23 protein-coding genes are annotated in these 24,990 nt (G+C 37.8%); 17 read left to right on the plus strand and 6 right to left on the minus strand.

Translation table 11 applies throughout. The features are described from left to right. Positions 1-127: 127 nt before the first annotated feature. Positions 128-1,648: an MDR family MFS transporter gene (locus tag ACNJYY_RS05485; protein ID WP_416730882.1), complete on the plus strand. Its 1,521-nt coding sequence runs from the start codon at positions 128-130 to the stop codon at positions 1,646-1,648. 38 nt (positions 1,649-1,686) lie between these two features. Here the strand turns inward: ACNJYY_RS05485 and ACNJYY_RS05490 are convergent, their stop codons facing one another. After that, positions 1,687-2,337, minus strand: a complete 651-nt coding sequence (locus ACNJYY_RS05490) for a hypothetical protein (RefSeq protein ID WP_416730883.1) — start codon at positions 2,335-2,337, stop codon at positions 1,687-1,689. 156 nt (positions 2,338-2,493) lie between these two features. Here ACNJYY_RS05490 and ACNJYY_RS05495 point away from each other — a divergent pair, with 156 nt between their 5' ends. The 5 genes from ACNJYY_RS05495 (at position 2,494) to ACNJYY_RS05515 (ending at position 7,044) form a co-directional block, all read left to right on the plus strand. Continuing rightward, complete coding sequence (locus tag ACNJYY_RS05495) at positions 2,494-2,811, plus strand: hypothetical protein (RefSeq protein WP_416730884.1); 318 nt, start codon at positions 2,494-2,496, stop codon at positions 2,809-2,811. A 177-nt stretch (positions 2,812-2,988) separates the two neighbouring features. Next, the gene (locus tag ACNJYY_RS05500; RefSeq protein ID WP_416731808.1) at positions 2,989-4,341 is read left to right on the plus strand and encodes a hemolysin family protein; all 1,353 of its coding nucleotides are present in this window, start codon (positions 2,989-2,991) and stop codon (positions 4,339-4,341) included. Positions 4,342-4,429: 88 nt separating this feature from the next. Then, positions 4,430-4,654, plus strand: a complete 225-nt coding sequence (locus ACNJYY_RS05505) for a hypothetical protein (protein ID WP_416730885.1) — start codon at positions 4,430-4,432, stop codon at positions 4,652-4,654. 164 nt (positions 4,655-4,818) lie between these two features. Next, positions 4,819-5,067: a hypothetical protein gene (locus tag ACNJYY_RS05510; RefSeq protein WP_416730886.1), complete on the plus strand. Its 249-nt coding sequence runs from the start codon at positions 4,819-4,821 to the stop codon at positions 5,065-5,067. 132 nt (positions 5,068-5,199) lie between these two features. Then, on the plus strand, positions 5,200-7,044 hold the full coding sequence (locus tag ACNJYY_RS05515; protein ID WP_416730887.1) for a PAS domain S-box protein: 1,845 nt from the start codon (positions 5,200-5,202) through the stop codon (positions 7,042-7,044). A gap of 24 nt (positions 7,045-7,068) precedes the next feature. Here the strand turns inward: ACNJYY_RS05515 and ACNJYY_RS05520 are convergent, their stop codons facing one another. Beyond that, on the minus strand, positions 7,069-7,224 hold the full coding sequence (locus ACNJYY_RS05520) for a hypothetical protein (RefSeq protein WP_416730888.1): 156 nt from the start codon (positions 7,222-7,224) through the stop codon (positions 7,069-7,071). Positions 7,225-7,521: 297 nt separating this feature from the next. Here ACNJYY_RS05520 and ACNJYY_RS05525 point away from each other — a divergent pair, with 297 nt between their 5' ends. Both ACNJYY_RS05525 and ACNJYY_RS05530 read left to right on the plus strand, forming a co-directional pair. Continuing rightward, positions 7,522-9,270 carry an alkaline phosphatase D family protein gene (locus tag ACNJYY_RS05525; protein ID WP_416730889.1) on the plus strand — a complete coding sequence of 583 codons (1,749 nt, stop codon included), beginning with the start codon at positions 7,522-7,524 and terminating at the stop codon, positions 9,268-9,270. A 215-nt stretch (positions 9,271-9,485) separates the two neighbouring features. After that, positions 9,486-11,171 (plus strand): metallophosphoesterase family protein, encoded by a 1,686-nt coding sequence (locus ACNJYY_RS05530; protein ID WP_416730890.1) that lies wholly within the window; start codon positions 9,486-9,488, stop codon positions 11,169-11,171. Positions 11,172-11,339: 168 nt separating this feature from the next. Here ACNJYY_RS05530 and ACNJYY_RS05535 read toward each other — a convergent pair whose 3' ends face one another. Then, positions 11,340-13,433 (minus strand): DNA topoisomerase III, encoded by a 2,094-nt coding sequence (locus ACNJYY_RS05535; RefSeq protein ID WP_416730891.1) that lies wholly within the window; start codon positions 13,431-13,433, stop codon positions 11,340-11,342. A gap of 190 nt (positions 13,434-13,623) precedes the next feature. Between ACNJYY_RS05535 and ACNJYY_RS05540 the strand changes: the two genes are divergently transcribed. The 5 genes from ACNJYY_RS05540 (at position 13,624) to ACNJYY_RS05560 (ending at position 17,687) form a co-directional block, all read left to right on the plus strand. After that, a complete protein-coding gene (locus ACNJYY_RS05540) occupies positions 13,624-14,841 on the plus strand; it encodes an MFS transporter (RefSeq protein WP_416730892.1) in 1,218 nt (405 codons plus the stop codon). A gap of 204 nt (positions 14,842-15,045) precedes the next feature. Next, the gene (locus ACNJYY_RS05545) at positions 15,046-15,591 is read left to right on the plus strand and encodes a bifunctional transcriptional activator/DNA repair enzyme AdaA (RefSeq protein ID WP_416731809.1); all 546 of its coding nucleotides are present in this window, start codon (positions 15,046-15,048) and stop codon (positions 15,589-15,591) included. Continuing rightward, positions 15,588-16,481 (plus strand): DNA-3-methyladenine glycosylase family protein, encoded by an 894-nt coding sequence (locus tag ACNJYY_RS05550; protein WP_416730893.1) that lies wholly within the window; start codon positions 15,588-15,590, stop codon positions 16,479-16,481. Before ACNJYY_RS05545 ends, ACNJYY_RS05550 begins: the two co-directional genes overlap by 4 nt. Continuing rightward, complete coding sequence (locus tag ACNJYY_RS05555; RefSeq protein WP_416730894.1) at positions 16,474-16,956, plus strand: methylated-DNA--[protein]-cysteine S-methyltransferase; 483 nt, start codon at positions 16,474-16,476, stop codon at positions 16,954-16,956. Before ACNJYY_RS05550 ends, ACNJYY_RS05555 begins: the two co-directional genes overlap by 8 nt. Positions 16,957-17,153: 197 nt before the next feature. Further along, positions 17,154-17,687, plus strand: coding sequence for a hypothetical protein (locus ACNJYY_RS05560; protein WP_416730895.1), 534 nt, complete (start codon positions 17,154-17,156; stop codon positions 17,685-17,687). A gap of 101 nt (positions 17,688-17,788) precedes the next feature. On the opposite strand, the gene ACNJYY_RS05565 is transcribed toward ACNJYY_RS05560, so the two are convergent. Next, entirely contained in the window at positions 17,789-18,967 is a 1,179-nt protein-coding gene (locus ACNJYY_RS05565; protein ID WP_144702219.1) for a NupC/NupG family nucleoside CNT transporter, read from the minus strand. Between the two features lie 190 nt (positions 18,968-19,157). On the opposite strand from ACNJYY_RS05565, the gene ACNJYY_RS05570 reads away from it, so the two are divergent. From ACNJYY_RS05570 to ACNJYY_RS05585, 4 genes are all read left to right on the plus strand, one after another. Continuing rightward, positions 19,158-19,721, plus strand: a complete 564-nt coding sequence (locus ACNJYY_RS05570; protein ID WP_416731810.1) for a cysteine hydrolase family protein — start codon at positions 19,158-19,160, stop codon at positions 19,719-19,721. Positions 19,722-19,808: 87 nt separating this feature from the next. Beyond that, complete coding sequence (locus ACNJYY_RS05575) at positions 19,809-20,282, plus strand: DinB family protein (protein ID WP_416730896.1); 474 nt, start codon at positions 19,809-19,811, stop codon at positions 20,280-20,282. 202 nt (positions 20,283-20,484) lie between these two features. Then, the gene (gene helD / locus ACNJYY_RS05580; RefSeq protein ID WP_416730897.1) at positions 20,485-22,800 is read left to right on the plus strand and encodes an RNA polymerase recycling motor HelD; all 2,316 of its coding nucleotides are present in this window, start codon (positions 20,485-20,487) and stop codon (positions 22,798-22,800) included. A gap of 320 nt (positions 22,801-23,120) precedes the next feature. After that, positions 23,121-23,567, plus strand: a complete 447-nt coding sequence (locus tag ACNJYY_RS05585; protein ID WP_144702204.1) for a DUF4385 domain-containing protein — start codon at positions 23,121-23,123, stop codon at positions 23,565-23,567. 58 nt (positions 23,568-23,625) lie between these two features. On the opposite strand, the gene ACNJYY_RS05590 is transcribed toward ACNJYY_RS05585, so the two are convergent. Both ACNJYY_RS05590 and ACNJYY_RS05595 read right to left on the minus strand, forming a co-directional pair. Beyond that, positions 23,626-24,003, minus strand: a complete 378-nt coding sequence (locus ACNJYY_RS05590) for a DUF1428 family protein (protein ID WP_416730898.1) — start codon at positions 24,001-24,003, stop codon at positions 23,626-23,628. Then, entirely contained in the window at positions 24,000-24,851 is an 852-nt protein-coding gene (locus ACNJYY_RS05595; RefSeq protein WP_416730899.1) for an alpha/beta fold hydrolase, read from the minus strand. Before ACNJYY_RS05595 ends, ACNJYY_RS05590 begins: the two co-directional genes overlap by 4 nt. Positions 24,852-24,990: the final 139 nt, after the last annotated feature.

Consider the following 24,990-nt stretch of genomic DNA (forward strand, 5'->3'; position numbering starts at 1 on the left):
AAAACACCCTTAGTAAATGGAGAGAATTAGCGAAGGAAATAAATTGTTGGGGGACAGTCCCTCATGTATACTTAAGTTTATTAAGTAAGTAAGTATACATGAGGGTGTTAGATTAGGAGATGGCGCTATGGTACATAAAGAAACAAATCTAAAGTTAGTCGTAGCCGGCTTGTTGCTAGGTATTCTAATGGCCGCGATGGATAATACCATTGTAGCAACGGCGATGGGTACGATTGTTGCGGACCTTGGAGGGTTTGATAAATTTGTTTGGGTTACAGGGTCTTATATGGTCGCTGTAATGGCCGGGATGCCTATTTACGGTAAGCTGTCCGATATGTATGGCAGAAAACGATTCTTCATTTTTGGTCTTGTCGTTTTCCTAATCGGTTCTGCGCTTTGTGGTCTTGCTCAAAGTATGGAGCAACTGATAGCGTTTAGAGCGATTCAAGGTATCGGTGGCGGGGCATTGATGCCTATTGCCTTTACGATTGTTTTTGATATTTTCCCTCCAGAAAAGAGAGGAAAGATGACAGGACTTCTTGGGGCGGTTTTCGGAACTTCGAGTGTTCTCGGACCTTTACTTGGAGCATTCATTACAGATGCGATCAGCTGGCATTGGGTGTTTTATATCAACGTCCCAATTGGTGCAGCATCATTTTACTTGATTTTTCGTTATTATAAAGAAACGCTTGAACACCGCGATCAAAAGATCGACTGGTGGGGTGCCATCACACTTGTGATTGCCGTTGTTAGTCTGATGTTTGCCCTTGAACTTGGTGGCAAGACGTATGCGTGGGATTCAACGCAAATCGTAGCATTGTTTACGATATTCACCGTCTTTTTCATCGTGTTCTTTGCAGTAGAACAAAAAGCATCCGAACCGATTATTTCATTTTGGATGTTTAAGAAGAGGCTTTTTGCTACTTCACAGATTCTAGGTTTTCTATACGGTGGAACATTCATTATACTCGCCGTGTTTATTCCTATTTTTGTTCAAGCGGTATACGGTGGTTCTGCAACAAGTGCAGGCTTAGTTCTTACTCCAATGATGTTAGGTTCTGTTGCTGGAAGTATGATTGGTGGTATCTTTCAAACAAAAACAAGTTTCCGTAACCTTATGATCGTATCCGTCATTTCTTACTTTACGGGCATGTATATGCTGAGTGGAATGACATCGGATACGTCTAGAATGATGCTTACATTGTTTATGGTGATCGTCGGATTCGGTATGGGCTTCTCGTTCTCTCTACTACCGGCAGCAACGATCAATAAGATGGAGTTTCGTTACAGAGGTTCAGCCAACTCTACAAATGCCTTCTTACGGTCATTAGGTATGACGCTTGGTGTAACCATTTTTGGAGCACTTCAAAATCGGATTTTTTACGAGAAGATAAGTGAGAACCTAAAAGGCTTTGCAGGGCAAGGTGCTGCGGCATTAAAAGAGATTGATCCACAAAAAATATTTCAGGCAGGAGAAAGATCTAAGATACCTCCTGAAGTCTTAGATGGAATAACAGCTTCAATGTCTGCGTCTATTACGACTGTTTTCACTTATGCATTGATCCCAATCGTAATTTCAGCTGTAGTCATATTATTTATGGGTGATGAACGGGTAGAAACATCGAAGCAAAATATAAAAGCTAAATAAAAAAAGAGTTTGGGAAGGAAAATTCCCAAACTCTTTTTTTATGCTGCAGAAGCTGCTTTCTTTTCTTTTTTCGGAGCGACCGTATAGGACAAAGATACAACGATATCGATGGCGAGTATCAGCGCCCAAATACGTGTGACATTATTAGCGACATCGTTTTTGTAGAACAAATCTGTATTTGTTGTGTCATACCAATCTTTTAAGAGAGTGTCTAATTGTATGGATGAAACAGCATCGGACAATCCGAATAACAACCAGAAAACTCCTTGTGCTGTGATAAATAAGAGAACGTGTTTATAAAGATTTTTTCTTTCTTGTTTTGCATGCTGCATCCCATACAGTGGTTTTGTATCAGGTAGATCGGGTTCAGGCAATCCACGCCATTTTGCAACCTTTCGCTGAATATAACAATCCAACTTCTGAAAATCGCTTTTTCCATACAAAAAAGCATAAGCAATTACAACCAGAATAATAATCTGATAAGTAGAGAATTCTCCTGTTCTTAAATAATCGAAATATCCCATCGCAGCAATCCATAGGTCATTTAAGAGAAAGAGAATGAAGAATGCAATGCTTAATTTCTTTAGATTGAACCAATAACGTACCACTAAAAAAGATAAGGTAGAAACCCAAAATACGGTCTCAGCTAGAATGAGAAATACCCATTTATGATCCAGTACAAATTCCATGTTGATGTTCATCCTTTCTTTGCTGGATTGTACAACAGTGTTTTACCATTTTTAGAATACCACTTAAAAATGGGTAAGTCTCCCATATTTAGTATCATTTTTCTTTGTTATTATGCAATAATTAACAAGAAGAGAATAAAAAAATGGAGTGATTTTATGTATTCAGATACCGCTTCTGAATTGCGCAGCATTCGTAGGACATTGATTATTTTAGGAATCTTGTTATTGTTTGTGATCGGATCAATTAATAATGGTGGAAGCGAAGATAGTGAAGAGAATGAAGATTATTCTGCTATTACAACTAATTTAGAAAATAATCTCGTTCCATTAGGTAACGGGTATTTTGGACTATATTCCAATTTTGAAGAAACTGATTCGGAGCATGGAATGAGGATCTATTATTATGATGAAAAAGAGAATAGACTGGTGTTGAAAAAAGAGGAAGACTTAGATACGGTTGAGATTTCTGAATAAATCTAAGAGTGGTACAAGGGTCAGAAAAGCAAATGTAAAATACAAGTAAGTTGTTTTATTAAGTAAGTTCTTCAATTATATGATATACTTTTTCTAAATTATAAAAAATTTATAACACTTAGGAGGTGACAACTTATATTCCAGTAACTTGGGGTATAAGGAGTCTTTTTGGACAGTTTGACCTTATTGAAATTACTTGCAGTAGCCGTACTTATTCTACTAACCGCTTTTTTCGTTGCAGCAGAATTTGCGATTGTTAAGATTCGTAAATCAAGAATAGACCAATTAGCTGAAGAAGGTAACAAACGAGCGATTGCAGCACAAAAGGTTATATCGAACCTTGATGGATCACTCTCAGCCTGTCAGTTAGGTATTACTATTACAGCATTAGGATTAGGTTGGTTAGGTGAGCCTACGGTAGAAGCAATTCTCGGTCCAGTATTTGAAAAAATGGATTTAAGCCCGGCAATTGTTCACACATTATCATTTGCGATTGCATTTGCATCCATTACTTTTTTACACGTTGTTCTTGGTGAGCTTGCACCAAAAACAGTAGCTATTCAAAAAGCTGAAAAGATCAGCTTATTGTTATCACCTGCATTGATTGGATTCTACAGAGTTATGTATCCATTCATTTGGTTCTTGAACGGAAGTGCGCAGCTTTTAGTAAGAATGTTTGGATTAAAGCCTGCTTCAGAACATGATATGGCACATACCGAAGAAGAACTTCGTTTGATCCTAAGTGAGAGCTACAAAAGTGGTGAAATCAACAAATCAGAGTTCAGTTATGTAGAAAAGGTATTCGAATTTGACGACAGAACTGCAAAAGAGATCATGGTCCCTCGTACTGAAATGGTTTGTCTTTATGTAGACAATACTGTTGCAGAAAATATTAATATAATTGCAGAAGAAAAATATACACGTTACCCTGTTGTAGGGGAAGACAAAGATAATGTTCTTGGTATGGTAAATGCAAAAGAAGTATTTTTTGACTTGATCAAAGGAAAAGAATATCCTCTTGAACATTACATTAGACCAACATTGAGCGTATTTGAAAATACACCAATTAAAGAAACACTATTAAAGCTTCAGAAAAAAGGTTTTCATATGGCTGTTTTAGTTGATGAATATGGTGGAACAGCCGGTATTGTAACCATCGAAGATATTTTGGAAGAGCTTGTTGGTGAAATACGTGATGAATTTGATGAAGATGAATCACCAATGATTCATGCTGTCAGTCCAAATGTGAAGCACTTTGACGGTAAAGTATTAATCGCAGAAGTGAACGACATATATGGACTTGAAATTGATGATAGTGAACTTGATACGATTGGTGGATGGGTTTTGTCTCAAAACTCAGAAATACAGGAAGATCAGGTCATATCGTATGGTGAGTACGATTTCAAGGTGATTGAAATTGATGGTCATCAAGTTAAAAAAATTGAGATCACGAAAAGACTAAATCAGGATGAAGTAAGTTCTTCTTCATCCCAAGAGTTAGAACACAACTTAGTTGAAAAAGAAGCATAAGTTTTAGAGACCGTCCTAACAGATGGTCTCTTTTCTCGTTTATTTTTTCAGATGCAGGGAACAAATGAAAGTAAAGGAGGAGATTTATTTGAAATCTATTACTATTCAATTAGAATACGATGAAACAAATATCCAAACACCGCAAAATGTTGAAAGGATATTGGAGAAACAATTTTCTGGAACAGATTTTAAATTAGTTTCCGTATCCTCATCTTCTGACCATGAAGGTGTTAATAGGATAAAAGATAAAGACTCTACAGGAGCAGGTGGACAAACTTCTCCTGATAATGAAAAACCACCTAATAAAAATTAAGACGGGATTCCCGTCTTTTTTATTTTATACTTCTAATTTCCCAGGAAATCGACTTAAATTGACAGAATATATTGACAAATTTATAGTGATTATTTACTATTTAAATAACTAAACTTTTAACACAAAAGTAAAGGAGATGAAAGAATAAAAGGAGGTTGAGGGAGATGGTAAGATCGCCGCAATACCGTTTTATTCGTTTGATAACAAGGAGTGAAATATTGGATGTTGATATCTTTCTCTTCAGTGACAAAACAACTGTAGTAGTTAGTATGCTTTATTACAAACATGAACATATTATCATGTCCTCTCAGACAGCTCCAGATCGAAAAACAGCTCTAAAACACGCCTTTCATTCTTTTTACAAAACTAAATTCATCTATGACCAAAAACACCTTACAGTGATGAACGAATGACATTGAAGGATTTTTCTTTAAATAGTTAGAATGTTTTTAAAAAAATATCTTTATTTGCAAAAGGACATATGTTTATAATTTAGGTAATTATGAACGAAACGTTTTGATTAACGTTTTTAATGGAGGGTGGGTATGGAAACTTCAGATGGTCAAGTATTAAGAGACAGCCTTTTCATTAATCAAATGAAAACATATGCCAATCAATTTGAACATTCTGAAACACCTTTTCTTATCCAGAAAGATCGAACTTGGGTTTATGTAAATCCTGCTGCTAGAAGGATTCTAGAAGCAGAAGAAGATATAATTGGTCAGCCTATATGGAACAACCTTCCTAACGAATTACATGCCTTAGTAGAAGAGAGGATTCAAACTTGTGACAAAGGTATCGCCCCTAAACCAAGTGAACAAACATGGATTACTCAAAAGGGTAACCATATTCGATTAGAAGTTATTGGATTTCCCCTTTTGTTCTCTTCACACGCCACACAGATTATCATTCGTAATTTAACTCAGCAGCAACTCGAAAAGAAAGAGACTCTTGATCATTTAAAGCTTATAACTGAGAATATGATAGATATTATAGGAATTGTTAGTCGTGAAGGAATCTTTACCTATTTAACACCGTCGTATTTTTGGGTAACTGGTTATACACAAAGTGAAGCGATAGGTACCACTCCATTTAACCTTGTGCATCCTGAAGATAGAGATAGAGTAATACAAGAATTTACTAGAATGATTTTAGAAAATGTACCTCTTACGATCGAATACAGATACTTGAAGAAAGATGGCGTCTATATTTGGTTGGAGTCGAAAGGAACGCCAATCAGTCATAAAAATAACCTTTCTGCAATAGTTGCATCTCGAGACATTACGAAAAGAAAAGAAGCAGAAGCTGCTTTACGAAAAAATGAGTTTAAACATCGTATTATTCTTGATCACAGCAATGATTTAATCTGTTCAGTTGATCCTGATGGTAACTATTTATACGCTTCACTTTCTTATAAGAACATTTTAGGAATCGAACCAAACTCACTAATTGGTACTAGCGCTTTGAACTGTGTTCATTTGGAAGATCATGAGACCGTAGAGGAATATATAAAATTAGTTGCATCACTAGAAAACCCCCTTCCTCTTATCTATCGAAAGATGCATGCTTCAGGTCATCCCGTCTTATTAGAAGGTAAGGGAATGCCCATGGTGTCTGATGAAGGGGACATCGAGGGAATCGTATTTATCTCCCGCGATATTACAGAAAAGAAAAAAACGGAGGAATATATACGAAATAGTGAGAAACTTGCAGTGTTAGGTGAACTAGCGGCAGGTGTTGCCCATGAGATCAGAAATCCACTCACATCCATTAAAGGTCTGTTCTCTTTAATGAAGAACAGTGAGATCGATCAAAGCAAACTTTTTTTATACAATGAAGTGATCTGTGATGAACTTAACCGGATTGAATCAATTGTTAATGAGTTTATGGCGTTAGCGAAACCAGATGCTACACAATATATGAAGAACGTAAATATTATTCAGCTTCTGCAAGACACGGTAATGTTATTAACATCGGAAGCTAATTTGTATAATGTTGAGATTCGTTTGTTGTTTAAAGAGAATGATCTTTTTGTCTCTTGTGAAAAGAACCAGATTAAACAAGTATTTATAAATATTATAAAAAATGCGATTGAAGCTATGAATGATGGAGGAATCCTCACGATAGCGATTGAAGAAACAGCTGATCAAAAAGTAAAGCTGATTTTTGTAGATAATGGAGTTGGAATAGAAGAAGAGCGACTAAAGAGCATTGGCGTTCCATTCTTCACTAATAAGGAAAAGGGAATAGGACTAGGGCTTACGGTTAGCAATAAAATTATTACGGAGCATAAGGGAAATCTGAAAGTAGAAAGTTACCCTGGTAAAGGGACAACCGTTTCGGTTACATTACGAAAAACAGAATTTAATATTGTGAATGGAAAAGACTGAACTCCAAATGAGAGTTCAGTCTTTTTAAATTCCGTCAAACAGCCTAAAAACACTTCTGCCAACAAGTCGGACCAGCCATATGATCAGTTCTGGAATCACTAATAGAAGATCGATCATAAAGTCTAGCCATGTGTATGTGTCATTGTTGGACTTCTTTTTCTTTCTTCGTCTAAGTGCCATAGAGCCATCACCTTTTCCTTTAATAGGTGTATACAAACACCTTTTATCTTTGACTAAGAATTATATGTATGTTGTAAAGATTTTATAAAGAAGAACAGTACATTCGATGCATAAGATTTTTTTGCGAAAGTGATGAAAACTAGCGCAACCGTTCATCATTTTTTTTTTGAATTGTAAGATTAGTCAGTTGTTCCTATGAGTAAGTCTATATACGTTTACATGAAAAAATAGTTTCTTAATATTTCCACCCTATAATGAAACCTGTACTAAATTCATTTAAAAGGGGTTGCATCAAGTATGGATGAAAGACCGATGGATGAATGGATTAAGAAACTTACAGAAGAGAGCTTAAAAAAAAACAAACTGAATCGGAGAACATTTCTTTCAGGTGCCGGGAAAATTGCCGGAATTTCACTGGGACTCACAATTGCTCAGTCGCTCGGAAGCTACGAAGTGAACGCAGCACCAACATTTAGAAATTACCCGTTTACGCTAGGTGTAGCCTCTGGTGATCCTTTATCAGACAGCGTTGTTTTATGGACAAGGTTAGCGCCAGATCCGTTGAATGGTGGAGGTATGCCTAATCAAGCTGTACCTGTTAAATGGGAGATTGCAGAAGACGAAAGATTCAAGAGAGTTGTTCAAAAAGGAACTGAACTAGCGCGTCCTAATCTGGCGCACTCTGTTCACGTTGAAGTAGGTGGACTTAAGGCAAATCACGTATACTATTACCGATTTAAAAGTGGATTTGAGTATAGTCCTGTAGGGAGAACAAAGACTCTGCCTAGAAAAGGTGCGAATGTAAAAAGCATGACATTTGCTTTTGCATCTTGCCAGCAGTATGAACATGGTTTTTTTACCGCATATCAGCATATGTCAGAAGAGGATTTGGATTTTGTTGTTCACTTAGGTGACTACATATATGAGTACGGACCTAATGAATATATATCACCATCTGGCAATGTTCGAACACATAGCGGTCCTGAGATTATGACGCTCGAAGACTATCGAAACAGACATGCTCAGTATCGTTCTGATGGCAATTTAAAAGCAGCTCATGCAGCATTTCCTTGGGTGGTAACGTGGGATGATCATGAAGTAGAGAACAACTACGCCAATATGATTCCTGAAAAAGGACAGTCTGTTGAAGCGTTTGTCAAACGTCGTGCAGCGGGTTATCAAGCGTATTATGAACACATGCCACTTCGTCGTTCATCGCTGCCGCACGGAGCGGATATGATGCTCTATCGAGATTTTACATTTGGAAACTTAGCGATGTTCAATGTAATGGATACAAGACAATATCGTGACGATCAAGCGAACGGAGACGGAAGTAAACCGCCAACTCCAGAATCTCAAGATCCGAATCGGACATTAACAGGGGTAGAACAGGAACAATGGCTGCTTAGAAATTTAGGGAACTCTAAAGCGCATTGGAATGTTCTTGCTCAGCAAGTATTCTTCGCACAGAGAAACTATGGTACGGCTGAGGCGCCACGTTTAAGTATGGATGCATGGGACGGCTATACGGCATCTCGTGAACGTATCACAAATTTTGTACAATCAAAGAATTTAAATAATGTAATCGTACTAACGGGTGATGTACACGCGAGCTGGGCTTGTGACCTGAAAGTGGATTACAATGATTCAACTTCACATGTAATTGGAGCTGAATTTGTTGGCACATCCATCACATCTGGTGGAAATGGTGCCGATAAACGTTCTGATACAGATAAAATACTAGGATTGAATCCTCATATTAAATTCTTTAACGATTACCGCGGGTATGTGCGATGTACCGTTACACCAGAAGAATGGCGAACTGATTATAGAGTCGTTCCGTTTGTCACTTCACCAGGTGCTGCAATATCTACACGTGCTTCATTTGTCTATCAAAAAGATCAGAATGGTCTGCAGCAGGTAGGTGCAGCAAAGGTTTCAGAAGGAGTTAAGGTATCTCGCGAAGTAGAAGAAGATCGAAACCGTGCTCATGGTAAAGCACATGAGAAGCAGATGAAGAAAATCGGTGTAGAAGCTACTCAATAAAATTAGGAGAGGATGGATGGAAAGTTATAATCCATCCTTCTTTTTGCTTGGTTGGTATATGTGTACTGATTGAATGTAAATGAATGAATTTTTACCTAACGTGCTTGTATTCACAGCGTGATCTTAACAATGATTAACTTATCTGTAATCAAGGGTTTATATTTTATCAATATACTTTTCATGTAGGATTAACATCTTGATAGGAGAGAGAATAAATGACGAATTCCTTTGATGAACAGCACCCAGACCAAAAATCTAAGATTACGCGTAGAACGTTTATTGAACGCACAACAAAGGTAGCTGGACTTTCCCTAGGGTTAACTTTTATAAATCCAATGACTTCACTCGACGTGCTAGCTGATAGTGGTAAAAAAATGAGTCGCAAGAAGCCAATACTTGTTTTTCCAGTTGTCAGTGATGTACATATGAATGAAACGTCCGATCAAACCTTCAATAAATTTAAAGAGACTCTCAAACAATTAAACCAACTCATTCCTAAGCAAGATGCATTTGCTGTAGTAGGTGACTTAACAGACAATGGTCTAGTACCGGAATTTGAGAAGTTTAAAACGGCCTATGAAACAAATAAACAATCAAAAGCTGCTTCGCTGATTGCAATTGGAAACCATGATTATTGGAACGGTTTACCAGAGGCTGATGCACAAAAACGTTTTTTAGAAGTAACTAAAATGCCGGCAATCTACTATCACAAGATTATCAAAGGGTATCATTTTATTGTGCTTGGGACTGAGGACGGGGTGACAGAGGGTACGTTCTCTGTTAAACAAATCAAATGGATGTCTGAAAAGTTAAAGCAAGCACATACCGATGATCCGAAGAAACCCGTCTTTGTTTTCCATCACCAGCCGATAAAAGATACCATGTACGGAAGCGAGTGGGGCTTTACGGCAAATAGAGATTTATTTTATGATACGTTGAAAAAATATCCGCAAGTCATTACATTCTCAGGCCACACACACTATCCATTAGATGATCCTAGAATTATTCACCAAAAAGATTTTACAACGATCGGTACTTCAACTGGCGCGTATCTGTGGCTGGACGCTGGCCGTATTCAAGGTGAAGTTCCTGAAGGAGCAGATATTCTAAATCAAGCTTTAATCGTTGAAGTGTATGAGAATCAAGTGATAATAAAACGCCGTGATATCCATAATAATGATTGGACAGGTGAACCGTTTGAAATTAGTGTTCCTGCCAATAAGAATAATTTTAAATATACGGATGCTAGAAAAGATAAAAAACCACCATTTTTTACAAACGATGCGATGCTTTCTATTGCGAACGACATGACGACAGCTACTATTCTTTCAATTATGTTTACACAAGCAAAAGACAATCTACTGGTTCATGATTATAAAGTAATCGTTACAAACATAGAGACCAAAGAAGTGGCGAAAGAATATATAGGCTTTTCCGAGTTCTATAAAGATCCTGTTCCTAATCCCCTCATTCTTAATCTTGAAGGATTAGCACCATCTACAACTTATGATATAGAAGTGTTTGCACTCGATGCATATGGAAATATCAGTACGAATTCAATCAAGGCCATAGGCAGAACAAAGAAAGGTGAGTCAATAAAAATTACATTATCAAAAGAGAAAGTAAGCGGTATAGAGGAAACAATAGATGTGGTTGTGGAAGGCGTTAGAGCTCCTAAGAGTGACTGGGTGGGTTTGTATGAAGTAAACGAAAAACCTGGTGAGGTGGAATCGATTTGGTGGCAGTACACCGAGGCTAGTGGTGGAACATGCAAATTTACGTACAATCCAGAAAACAATTTAAATGCAGCACGTTACAAACAAGGATCTACGTATAAAATGGTTTATTTCTATGGAAGCGGTTATGATGCAGTAGCTTCTACGACATTTAAGGTTGAGTAAAATTGAGTAAGAAGAGCGTACTCGGGAATTGGACAGATTCGTTAGGCAATCCGACAGATCAACGTTTGAAGCGTACAAATTCAATTACCCTAAATTAAAGAAAGCTGACTTCATGAGGTCAAAATAGCAGTAACATGCTTTTTGAAGCCTTAGAAGTCAGCTTTTCGTCTATTTTTTATCCTTCATCGCTGCTTTTAGAGCATCTGCTAAACTGTTTCCAAAGCCCTCATCTTCTTTGTTGTTACTATATTTCTTAAGAAGCTGGCGTTCTTCACGCTTCGTCACTTTCTTTTTCTTATCCTCAGCTTTTTCCACTACATTACATGGTTTACACTGAAAATAAGTGCCTGCCTTTCCGTTATGCAGTTCCATTTTTTTGTGACACTGCGGACAGCGGCGGTTTGATAGCTTAGGGTCTTTGCGGCGGCGATAGGAACATTCACGATCCGAGCAGACAAGAACTTTGCCGTCGCGTCCTTTCACTTCTTTTAATAATTTTCCGCAATCAGGACATTTGGACCCCGTAAGATTATGTGCACGATACTCTTGAGAGCTCGTCTTGATTTCCATTACAAGCTGTTTTGTTTGTTTTCGGATATTCGCTAGAAACTCTTTCGGATTTCCATTACCGCGTGCGATCGCTTCAAGTTCTTGCTCCCATTTCGCTGTAAGTTCAGGAGACTTCAACTCATCGTTTACAAGATCAATCAACTGTTTTCCTTTTGGCGTGGGGTGCAGCTTATTATTTCTTCGATCAAGCACTTCAGACCCTAGAAGTCTTTCAATGATATCAGCCCGAGTTGCAGGTGTACCAAGACTGTATTTTTCCATACGAGATAAAAGATCAGCTTCAGTAAAACGGGAAGGCGGCTCAGTGAGCTTTTTCTCCGCATTTACTTCTTTAACAGAAAGGGATTGCCCTTCTTTTAAATGAGCGAGTGCACGCGGGCTTTCTTCTTCTTTACCAGACAGCACTTTAAATCCTGGATCAAGCACTAGCGTTTCACGGGCCATAAATGTTTCACCCGCAACGTTTAATGTAGCGGTCAACGTTTCCGATCGATACGCAGGGTAAAATAGAGCAAGGAATCGGCGTGCGATTAAATCATAAAGTTTACGCTCATCGTTATCAAGATCACCTAATTGTAGGTATTCATCAGTTGGAATGATTGCATGATGATCCGTTACTTTTGAGTCGTTAAACACTTTATTAGCTACTACGCTTCCTTTGTTCTTAAGCAAAGGCTGCACTTCTTCACGATATCCAGATGACATACCTTGAAGTCGGTCATACATCGTATTTTCCATATCTTTTGTTAAGTAGCGGGAATCTGTTCTTGGATACGTAACAAGCTTGTATTGTTCATAAAGTTTTTGTAGTACCGAAGAGGTCTTCTTAGCAGAGAAACCGAAACGACGGTTCGCGTCACGTTGCAGTTCAGTAAGATCGTAAGGCATCGGATGCGCCTCTGTTTTTTCTTTCTTTTGAAGTGAAGAAACAGTTGCTTGCTGTCCCTTTACTTTACTTACGATATCTGTCGCTTTTTTCTCTTCAAAAAGACGCTTCTCACCGTTATGTTCCCAAGACGCTTTTAACATACCGATCGTCGCATCAATCGTCCAAAAGTCTTTTGGCTGAAACGAATTGATTTCTTGCTCACGCTCTAAGATCATCGCAAGTGTCGGCGTCTGAACACGACCAGCAGATAGCGGATCATTATACTTTGTTGTTAACGCTCTTGTAACGTTCAGTCCGATCAACCAGTCTGCCTCAGAACGGCAAACGGCAGATTGATAAAGATTGTCATATTGTTTAGCAGGTTTGAGCTGATTGAATCCATCTCGAATGGCTTTGTCTGTTTGAGAAGAAATCCATAAACGTTTTACTGGTTTTTGCCATCTTACTTTTTCCATGATCCAGCGAGCGACAAGTTCGCCTTCACGTCCAGCATCCGTTGCGATTACAAGCTCACTAATGTCTTTTCGTTTAGAAAGTTGTTCAACCGCACGAAACTGGTGACTAACTTGTCGGATAACTTTTAGTCCCATATGGTTTGGAATAATCGGAAGGTCTTCCAAGCGCCATTGTTTATATTGCTTGTCATAGTCTTCTGGCATCTTTAGCTCAACTAAGTGTCCGAGTGCCCAAGTAACGATGTGTTTTGGTCCTTCAATATAACTTTTATTCTGTTGCTTGCAGCCTAGAACACGGGCAAGATCGCGCGCCACGCTTGGCTTTTCAGCAAGGATTAATTGTTTCATAGTGTACCCCTTTCAAACTTCTACTCTTGTCATTATAACAGAGAGAAAAAATAAGCTGAAAATGACGGATTATTTTTCTGAAACATTTTTAAATGATGTATACTGAATAGTGAGTCTATTTTATTTTGTGAAATATATATATTGTTTATCATTAGAATGATTTCGGTATGACTGAGGGGAGAAGGGGAACATGTGGAGAAACCGGAATTTTTTAATTTTAATGTTTGGACTGGCTGTATCTAGTACAGGTCTATGGGTAGGTATTATTGGGAATCTTGAATTTTTGCAGATGAATGTTGAGTCCTCTTTTTTGCAGGCTTTAATCATTTTAGCTGGGTTCCTAGTAGGAATCTTTCTTGCGCCGATGGCGGGTCGAATCATTGATCGCAGCAATAAGAAAAAGATATTGATCTATGCTGGGTTTGCTCGATGTGCAGCTATCTTCTTTATGTATTTGGCGATCGCATATAACAATGTTTGGTGGATGGTCATTTATACGCTTGTTATCGGCATATCTGGAACGTTCTCTCAGCCTGCCATGCAAACCATGTTGCCGTTGATCGTTAAAAAAGAAGAACTTTTAGATGCTAACGGTGTAAATATGAACATCTTTACGGCATCTCGAATCGTAGGGACTGCACTCGGCGGAGTAATGCTAGTTGGCATGTCGCTATTTTCTTTGTACACGGTCACACTTATTTCGTATGTGATCCTTCTTATTTCTACTTTCTTTTTAGATGTGGAGGAACAGCCTAAGAAAGCAGATTCCTCAGGTACAAAGGATAATTTCTTCAGAACGCTTGCAGATTTGTATCCCATTATAAAGAACGAACGTAAAGTTGTGTATGGTATCTTTTTATTGATTCCTGCTTACCTATTTTTATCTGGATTCAACTTAATGGTGATTGAGATTAGTGAGTTGCAGGATAATGCCGGTATTAAAGGAATCCTTTATACGACTGAGGGCGTTTGTGTATTCATTGGAACGTTCTTATCTAAGAAATTCTTTAGAGATAATCCGAAGTTAAGTTATATGTTCGCTATTACATTCATTATCGCTGCTGCACACACATCTCTGTTCTTAGCAGATCATCCAACCATGTCAGTTCTTTCTTTTGGATTATTTGGTCTTGCTGCTGGAACGCTGTTTCCTGTTGTTACTACCATATTTCAGACAGATGTCCCGTCAGACTATCACGGCAGGTTCTTTTCTATAAAAGGGATGGTTGATAATATTATCTTTCAAGTTCTGATGCTGTTAACAGGATTGTTCCTAGATACGATTGGATTTCATAAAATGGTCATTGGGTTTGGTATTACATCTTTCTTCATTGCAACAGTCATCTATTATCAATATAAGACTAAGAGCGGGTCAAAAAAGAAGGGCAGACTAGCATCGATCAAGTAAATAAGTAAATATAGGATAAATGAGAGTGGCGGATCGTCACTCTTTTTGTATACCGTTGTTTAAGGATATTTATTGAACGCTGAGTGAAGAAGACCATAACAGCAAGAATGAGGACGATTTGTTAAGTTGAAATTGTTAAAATGATGGAAAGATGATTTATGGAGGTGTAGGTCAGTGAATACCATACAGATGTCGTTTGATGAGATGTGGGATAAGATTATGGAATGTAACAGGTCATATGATGGCCTTTTTTATACAGCTGTAAAAACAACAAAGATATATTGCCGTCCATCTTGTCGTTCGCGAAAACCTAAAAAGCAAAACGTAGCATTTTATGATTCCATTTCTCAATGTGAAAAAGCAGGATATCGGGCGTGTAAAAGATGTCAGCCCGAGATCGAACATTGTCCGCAAATCAATCTGATTAGAAAAGCAGCTAGTTATTTAGTAAATAACCATCATAAAAAAATTCTTCTACAAGATGTAGCGCAGTACTCTGGACTGAGCCCGTTCTATCTCGAACGATTATTTAAAGAAGAAATGAATGTTACGCCTCGAGAATATGTGGAAAATATTCGTATCGATAAAGCAGCATACCTGTTAAAGAATACTTCAAAAACATGTCTTGAGATATGTTTTGAATCAGGATTTCGGAGCCCCTCTAACTTTTATAAAACGTTTCGCGAGCATAAAGATTGTTCACCAAGCGACTACCGAAAATCAAAAGAAACAACAGGTAACAAACCATGAGATGGAATGTATTTGATGGGAAATTAAAGATAGAGTTACCGCTAGAATTCTCCTTTAGAGAATGTTTGGTTTTTCTTGAGAGATCACCATTAGAAATTCTTCATCACGTACATGAGAACAACATCTACAAAGTAATCATGGTGGATACTGAGCTGATCTTGATCAAGATCAGTTACAAAGATCACGTGCTCATAATCGAGTTTCCGGATAAGGAACCTTCTAACATGGAAACGGTCGTTGAATTTGTAGGGAATTGGTTTGACCTGAATCAAAATCTTTCGTCATTTTATGGAGCTGTTTCAGAAGATAGCCTATTACAGCCGCTCGTAGAACGCTATTATGGTTTACGTATGATCGGGATTCCAGATCTTTTTGAAGCATTGACTTGGGCAATCGTGGGACAGCAGATCAACTTAACGTTTGCCTATACTTTGAAGAAGAGGTTGGTCGAGAACTTTGGGAAGAAGCTAGTCCATCAACAGAATGAATTCTGGGCATACCCATCTCCTGAAATCATCGCAGATCTTCAGGTTTATGATTTAAGAAACCTTCAATTTACAACGCGAAAAGCGGAATATGTGATTGGTATAGCAAAAGAAATAGTGGAAGGCCGACTGTCGAAGGAAATATTGAGATCTTCTAAAGATCCTGCTAAACATCTTATTTCGCTAAGAGGAATCGGACCTTGGACAGCGGATTATGTGTTGATGAAATGTTTACTAAAAACCGATGCATTTCCTGTAGCTGACGTGGGGTTGCAGAATGCCGTAATGAAACAGTTAAAATGGAAGCAAAAGCCAACAATAAAAGAATTAAAGAACCAAGCGGAAAATTGGAGTGGATGGGAAGCATACGCCACTTTCTATTTATGGAGGTCGTTATATGAGTAAGCACTATAGAGTAGAGTTAGAATCTCCTATAGGCGTTATCGAGATTTTAGGAACCGAAGACGTTGTTCAGTCCATTCTTTTCTTAGAAAAAGAGGAAGCGGTTGAGGATCAAGACGAGGTTCCTGCCGTTCTTCTAGCCTGCCGGGATCAACTTACAGAATACTTTCAAGGTTTAAAGCAAGCTTTTACGTTTCCATTCCAATATAGCGGTACTCCTTTTCAACACACGGTCTGGAATTCACTTGTTAGTATTCCGTTTGCAGAAACCGCCTCTTATCGAGATATTGCCATCACGCTTCAAAAAGAAAAAGCCGTTCGGGCGGTAGGGAATGCTAATGGAAAGAACAAGTTAAGTATTGTGGTTCCTTGTCATAGAATTATAGGTTCAACCGGGAGCTTAACGGGATATGCGGGAGGCTTATGGAGAAAAGAATGGCTATTACATCATGAGAAAAAGGTTAAGGAAATACATTAGTATAGAAAGATAACTTTTATATTAAAATAAATACAAAATACAATTTATTGAATAATTAGATAATTCAATCATATTAAGGCTTCAGCATTATTTTTATCGATTTATAAGAAAACGGATACATTTTAATTTACAATAGTAAGAAAAAGTATTAAAATGAGAAAGTTCCAAAAAATAGAAATATATAGGGGGCTTTCTTGATGAAAAAGTTTTTAGCGGTAACAGCGGCTGCTGTTCTTGCGCTTAGCGTAGGTTGCAGCAAGGAAGAAGAAAAACCAAAAGAAGAGGCTAAGCCAGCGGCTGAAGTAAAGAAAGAAGATGGAAATGCGGAAAAAATCACACTTCTTAATTTTGAAGGTGAGCTTGTAAACCAACTTCGTGGCTATCATGCACCATTCAACGCATATGCTGCAGGTCTTGAAAAAGAAGGCGAAGAAGCTCTTCCACAAGCAGAGCTTGATAAATTAAAAGCAGATGCTAAAGCAAGTGGTGAAAAAGCAGTTGCAGAGATTCCTTCTATTGAAGTACCATCAGATCTAACAAAAGAACACCAAGAATCTGTAAAAGCATCGCTTGAAGAACTTAAAAAGTCTTATGAAGCTCGTGTAGCTGGCTTAGAAGATGAAGCAAAAGCAACAGAAGCTGATGAATTATTTACAGCATTTGAAGAGAAGTTAAATACAGTACATGAAGATTTAAAAATGATTCCAGGCAAATTTGCGAGTGAATTATAATAATTATTGAACTGCTGTCCCTAAAAAGACAGCAGTTTTTTATGAAGTTCTTTGGACTTGAAAAATAGAAAACAAGAAGCCGAGGCTTCTTGTTTTTTATTCTATAGAAACAGACCTGCAATTGCAGCAGATAAGATACTTACTAATGTAGCACCATATAAAAGCTTTAATCCAAAGCGAGCAACCGTATTTCCTTGTTCTTCGTGTAAACCTTTTACAGCACCAGTAATAATACCGATTGAAGAGAAGTTAGCGAATGAAACAAGGAAAACAGAAACGATCCCAATCGTTCGATCAGACATGTCTTTCGCGTATTTTGCTAAATCGATCATAGCTACAAATTCATTCGATACAAGTTTAGTTGCCATGATTGTACCCGCAGAAACAGCTTCTGCCCAAGGGATACCAACTAAGAATGCAACTGGAGCAAATACATATCCGAGCATCGTTTGAAACGTAATCCCGAAGATCATATCAAACACATCGTTGATTAATGCGATCAATGCTACAAATCCAAGAAGCATGGCACCAACGATTACAGCAACCTTAAAGCCATCCATGATGTACTCACCAAGCATCTCGAAAAAGGTTTGTTTTTCTTCCTCGATTTCAATGATGTCATCATCTTCTGTAACTTCATAAGGATTGATGATGTTGGCGATGATGAACCCACCGAATAAGTTAAGCACGAGTGCAGTTACCACATACTTTGGATCGATCATGGCCATATATGCTCCAAGAATTGAAGCGGAAACCGTTGACATGGCAGATGTACAAAGCGTATATAAGCGATGCTTTGGCAGGTGACCCAATAATTTTTTTACTGAGATAAATACTTCTGATTGTCCAAAAACAGCAGAAGCGACTGCATTGTAAGACTCAAGTCTTCCTAAGCCGTTTACCTTACTTAGTGCAAAACCAATCCACTTGATGATGAATGGAAGGATTCTGAAGTGCTGTGCGATCCCGATCAAGACAGAAATAAACACGATCGGTAATAAAACAGTTAAGAAAAAGGGCATTGCAGCTTCGTTCGCCAGACCGCCGAACACGAATTCAACCCCAGCACCTGCGTAGCTTAACAACTTCTCGAACAGTTTAGAGATACCTTTTATAATGACAAGGCCAACGCCTGTATTTAATAGAAAGTATGTAAGGATAAGCTGTAATCCAAGCATAACTAGAATCGGCTTGTATTTGATCTTTTTGCGATCATTACTGACTAAAAAGGCTAACAAGAAAACCGCTGCCACTCCAGCCAGAAAGATGATGTACTTCATTTTTCTTTTCCTCCTAAATAACTCACTTGTTGAACCTTACTATTATTAGATAATTTCATGTTTTTCGCAACTATAAAAAATCCCTTCTTTGTTAGTAATAACCAGTTATTGAAATAAATATTTGATTGGCAAGGATTTTTGTACTTTTAAAAGAAGTATTAAAGTGATGAACGAAAAAGGAGCGGATAATTTGAAACATGCTTTATTGGTTATTGATGCACAGCAAGAACTGATTGAGGGGAATGCGAGTGAGCAGGGAGTTTATAACAAAGAAGGTTTGATTCAAAACATAAATGTTGTTATTGAAAAAGCGAAGCAAGCAATGGCTGCCCTTGTTTTTGTAAGAGACGTAGATGTTTCTGAGGGAGAGGGAGCAGGTTTTGAGGTTCACTCTGCAATTAATGTTCCAGAGGGTGCTCGAGTTTTTGATAAGCAGGCAACGAATGCCTTTTATAACACACCTTTATTAAGCTATCTAAAAGAGGAGAAAATTGGCCATCTCGTTATGATGGGCTGCAAAACAGAACATTGCATCGATACTGCTGTACGATTCGCAACTGTCTCTGGTTTCGATGTCACACTTGTTGAAGATGGTCACTCTACTTCAGATTCAGAAGTGTTAAAAGCAGAACAGATCGTAAGCCATCACAATAAAGTTTTGCATGGTCATTATAATGTAGACTATTTTTCTGTTGTACGTAAAACGGATGAAGATCTATTTACACCCATTCACGATAACTATCGATCAGAATAGATTTTAGCCTTTCAGCATAACGTTTGTCTTGAAACGATAGTACACGTATGATGAATGATGAAAGAGCAAAATCTGAGGAGGTTTATTATGAATCAATTAACAATTCAAAACTTTGAACTAGCGAGAAGTTTCTTTTTGAAGCAATTGGATGGTATAGATGAGTCTGCATCAGATATTCAACCTGATGGGTTCAATAATAATATTCGCTGGCACATAGGACACGTCCTTACGACTGCGGAATACTTCATGTTTGGGTTCCCGGAACATTCTGCTAATCTGCCAACGCGCTATGTTGAGCTATTTAATAGAGGAACAAGTCCTGCAGATTGGAAAGGTGACGTTCCTGCACTTAAAGAACTCAAACAGCAGTTAGAAGAACAGTTAGTACGGGTAAAAGAGATGCCAGAAGAACGCTTGTTTGAAAAGCTGGAGAAACCAGTATTCAATTTAACTACTTTTGGTGAGCTTGTAAATTTCACAGTTTTTCACGAAACGTATCACCTTGGACAAATGCATGCGATAAAAAGAATCATTGAAAATCAAACAGCTAAACAAGCATAAATTTTTTGAACAAAAAAACAGTGAAAACCTTTTAGGGATTCACTGTTTTTATATATGTACTTTATATACAGAAATATGCTATTATAGAAAAGACGCACTAACGAATTATTTTAATTTATAAATCTTCCTAATTTTATTATACGATAAAACAGGAACGTGTGTCAACGATTAACTAATAAATTTTTTTGTAGGGGGAAATCGGATGACAACATGGGATCAGGAACAACAAAATGAACAAAAGCGTGTAGATCAAGTTATTCATAAACTTTCAGATGCAACAGATAAACTTCTGGATCATCTAGGAGGAAAGAAGGCTGATGTTGTTCAAATCCGAAAGAATTTTTGGTCTGATGTTACAGTGAACTTAGAAGATCCCGACGATGCAATTGAAACGGCAGCTAGCATTAAACAGCAGTCAGAATTATTATCTGAGATCGAACGAAGTCATACTTCTGCTGAAGCTCGACTTAAAACCTATGAAAAATTAAAAAGTTCCCCTTACTTTGGTCGAATCGATTTTAAAGAAGACGGAGAAGAGGAAATAGAACAAGTGTATATCGGAATAGCATCTTATTACGATGAACCTTCGAGCACGTTTCTTGTCCATGATTGGCGTGCACCAATTTCAAGTCTATACTATGATCACTCTCTCGGCGAAGCTGATTTTCGTGCACCGAGTGGTACCATTGAAGGGGAGCTCGAACTTAAACGGCAATTAATGATTAAGAATGCTCTTATAACAGGAATGTTTGATACGGGAGAAGCGATCGGTGACGAATTGTTACAGCACGTATTAGGCAACCAAGCGAATACACAAATGAAAAGCATAGTCGCGACAATTCAAAAAGAACAAAATGCAATCATACGAAATACAGCAAGTGATTTACTTGTTGTTCAAGGTGCAGCTGGATGCGGGAAGACATCAGCAGCTCTTCAGCGTGTAGCCTTTTTGTTGTACCGAGATCGAGAAACGATTCAGTCGCACCATGTCGTTTTATTTTCACCAAACAACATGTTCAATAGTTATGTAGCAAACGTATTGCCCGAACTGGGCGAGGAAAACATGGAACAAACCACGTTTCATGCTTATGTGGATCACCACTTAGGAGGAGACTATTCGATCGAGACTCCTTTTGAGCAGATGGAAGAGCTTTTATCTGAACAAGAAGAATCAAAGCGTGTAGAAGCAATTCAGTTTAAAGCATCAGTTGAATTTCTAGAAGCGATTCATCGCTATGTTGAGAAATTAAGTGCATCTGGCATACAATTTTTAAATGTGAGATTTCGAGACCGTATTGTGATTCGTTCTAAACAGATCAGTGAATACTTCTATTCTCTCGACCAGAAAGAAACCGTTCCCTATCGAATGAAAAAGACGGTGGCTTGGATCTTAGAAGAGCTGAAGAAAATAGAACGAAGAGAACGCAAGAAACCATGGGTTGAAAAAGAGATACAGCTTCTTGATAGAACTGTTTATACAAGGCTATATGAGAAGTTAGAGGAACGCAATAAATACGGAGCTGACTCATTCAACGATCTTTCGAGTGAACAAAAAGTGCTATCGGCTTATGTGACGCGAATCGCCTTTAAATCACTTAGAGAGAGCATCGAACAGTTTTCGTTTATTGATATAAAGAGCTTATATGCTAAGTTGTTTCAGAAAAATAAACGATTGATGGAGGACGTGAATACTTGGAACGAAATCTGCAATCAAACATTGTTTAATCTGAAACAAAACCATTTAGCGAATGAAGATGCTACTCCGCTGTTATATGTAAAAGAATTATTAGTAGGTTTTCAATCTAATGCAGCAGTTCGTCATGTTTTTATTGACGAAGCTCAAGATTTCTCACCGTTTCAGTTTGCTTTTATTCAGCGTATTTTTCCAAGAGCAAACTTAACGATTTTAGGTGACTTAAACCAATCGATTTATGCACATGCGTCAGATGAAACGTTCAGTATGCTCAAAAACTTATTAAACAAGAAAAATCCGGAAACAATTACTTTGCAAAGAAGTTATCGCTCTACAAAAGAAATAGTAGAGTTTACGAAAAGTCTATTGAAAGACGGAAGCGAGATTATTCCGTTTAATCGTTCAGGTGAAAAACCAGTTATTGCAGCAGTAGAACGTGAAGAAGATCATCTTGATCAGGTGAAGGATCTTGTAGGGAATTGGTTGAACAAAGGTCATGAAACGATAGCGGTGATCTGCCGTTCGGCTAAAGAGAGCAAAGCGGTTTATGAGAAATTGAAAGATAATCTAGATGTGAGGCTCATGATTGATGAAGATGCTTCTTTTCAAAAAGGAGTAATCGTCATCCCATCCTATTTAGCCAAGGGAATCGAGTTTGACGCAGTAACGATATTTGATGCATCAGGTTATCAACTCGAGCGAGAACGTAAATTGTTTTATACAGTTTGTACGCGTGCGATGCATGAGTTAACCGTTTTTTACTCAGGAAAACCATGTCCATTTATTGAAGGTGCATCGAAGAGCTTTTATGAAGTTGTTCAGTAAAAAGTAATGGATCCGTTGTTTCTTTTAAGAAGCAGCGGATCTTTTTCTTATCAAATTCTTTATTATTTTTTTATCTAAAAGCTGTTCTCGTATACCTTGATGCTTTTGGAAGTGTTGATTTCCGTTCCAGGCTGCTCGCATTCCGCGGGGCAGACGGTGAGCTACATCCGAATGTTTCACATTTAAGTGTCTCACCTTACGCCCCGTGCGATCTGCAGCGGAAACCAACAAACTTTCAAAAGCAACACCGATTACGAAAACACTCTTTATTTTTGATTTCTTTCTTTTAGGGTAACGATAACAAAAAGGAGGAAAAGGAAATGGCATTTGATTATGACCTTGACTTTGATAATATCGATTTTCGAAAACATCCTGAAAAGTATCGTGTAGGCCGTGGTGAACAAGGAGTATTATTAGTGGAACCTTATAAGAGTGAGATCTTGCCGCATTGGCGCTTTAAGACCCCTGAAGAAGCTGAAAAGTCATCAGAAAAAATCTACGAACAGTTTCTAGACTATAAAAAAAATAAAGACTTCGTGGGAGCAGATATGGCTAGGAAGTTTCTTCAGATGGGGTATACACGCGCAAGACGGTATACGAACTATAAAGGCGGAAGGAAATACAATGAGGAGGGTGAGGTTAATAAAAGGAAGATTGATCCCGTGAAAGCAAAGTCAGCCGCAATCTTTGAAGAGAAGTGGAAATTAGCGCGAACAGATGAAGAATATCTGAAGATGAAAAAAGCACATCAAAAAGAGTTTGGTTAAGCATCTCCTTTTAGCAAGGAGATGCATTTTTTAATTTATGATTATGCTATACCTTCTACTATACGGTCACTGCCTCAGTTTCAGAAACAAACTCACCAAAGACTAACTTTTCAAGTGGTGCTACATGTGTGACAAATTCGTCTAATCGTGCCTTCATCTCTGGATCTTGATCGAAGTCCTCCATCGTCATACGTGCATGTTCTTCAGATTGGAAACGAAGAAGGCCGATCCAGAGTTCTTCACCTTCATCAACTTGCAGTTTTTCAGAAATGGAGGAGAATCCATAATTTTTTGGTGATGTGGACAATTTGAAAATCTGTTCTGTCACACCCCCGTATTCTTGAAATTTTTTATTTGATCTCGATGATATTTCAAGAAACTTTTCTTTCACTTCAGGTTTTAATTTATAAAAATATACGAGTAGGTATGCCATCATTTAACCTCCGATTTTTTTAGCCATTTTGATAAAACTAAATCAATTACTATGCATGGTCTGTCCCAGTGCAACAAGTGTGTCGTGTTTGGCACTATATGTAGTACACCGTTTGTGTTATTTCTAAACGTTTCAGCGGTCTGCAATCTCATTTCAGACAATCGCTCAGGTATTGTGGCGACAAATAAAGTGATACCTTGTGGAAGAAGATGATAGATATCTTCTGTTTCGTTTAGATGCATGCCACGAATAATATGACGAGCAGTTTCACCTTTAGCATGCCAGCAAACTTTACCTTCTCTTTCAATACCTAGATCTTTAACTGCGATATTTTTTAACGGTGACCACATCAAATAGTTTTCTTTTTCAGCTAGAAAAAAGTCATTCCAAGAATCGAACACGTACTCATCAAAATCTTTTTCATAATGATCCATTTCTTCTTCTAGAGAGGAAGACCAGATACGCTTTGTTTGATAGCCGCCATCGATTAATATCGTATCCAAAACTTGCTCAGGATAACGAACCAAATAGTGAAGAGCTAGAAAACTTCCCCATGAGTGGGACAAGAGATAGAAATCGCTTACATTTAAGTGTGCTAACAAACCATGAAGCCAATCAACGAGTCTAGGCATCTCATAATCTACAGCTGTGTCAAAGGGCTCAGACTTCCCGTGTCCAGGAGCATCAAAGGCAATGATTGTAAAATCCTTCTGTAATTCCTCAGCTACTTCTAGAAAGCTAAGACTTGTACTTCCTAAGCCATGTAAGCAAACAATTGTTGGGTTGTGGGCTTCACCCCATTCAGTAAGGTGGACAGTTTTTTCTTTATAGGTGATCAACGATCTTCTCAACTCTTTGCCAACTCCTGGTAAATAAAAGTTGTGTTTATTCACTTTGTGAAGTTTTGTATCTTTCAATAGTATCATATTATTATAAAATCGTTTGAATAGTTTGAAAAGAATTCAGTGAAAGTGAACCATAAAATGGTAA

The organism is Fictibacillus tiangongensis, assembly GCF_048083785.1.
Classification (GTDB): Bacteria; Bacillota; Bacilli; order Bacillales; family Fictibacillaceae; genus Fictibacillus.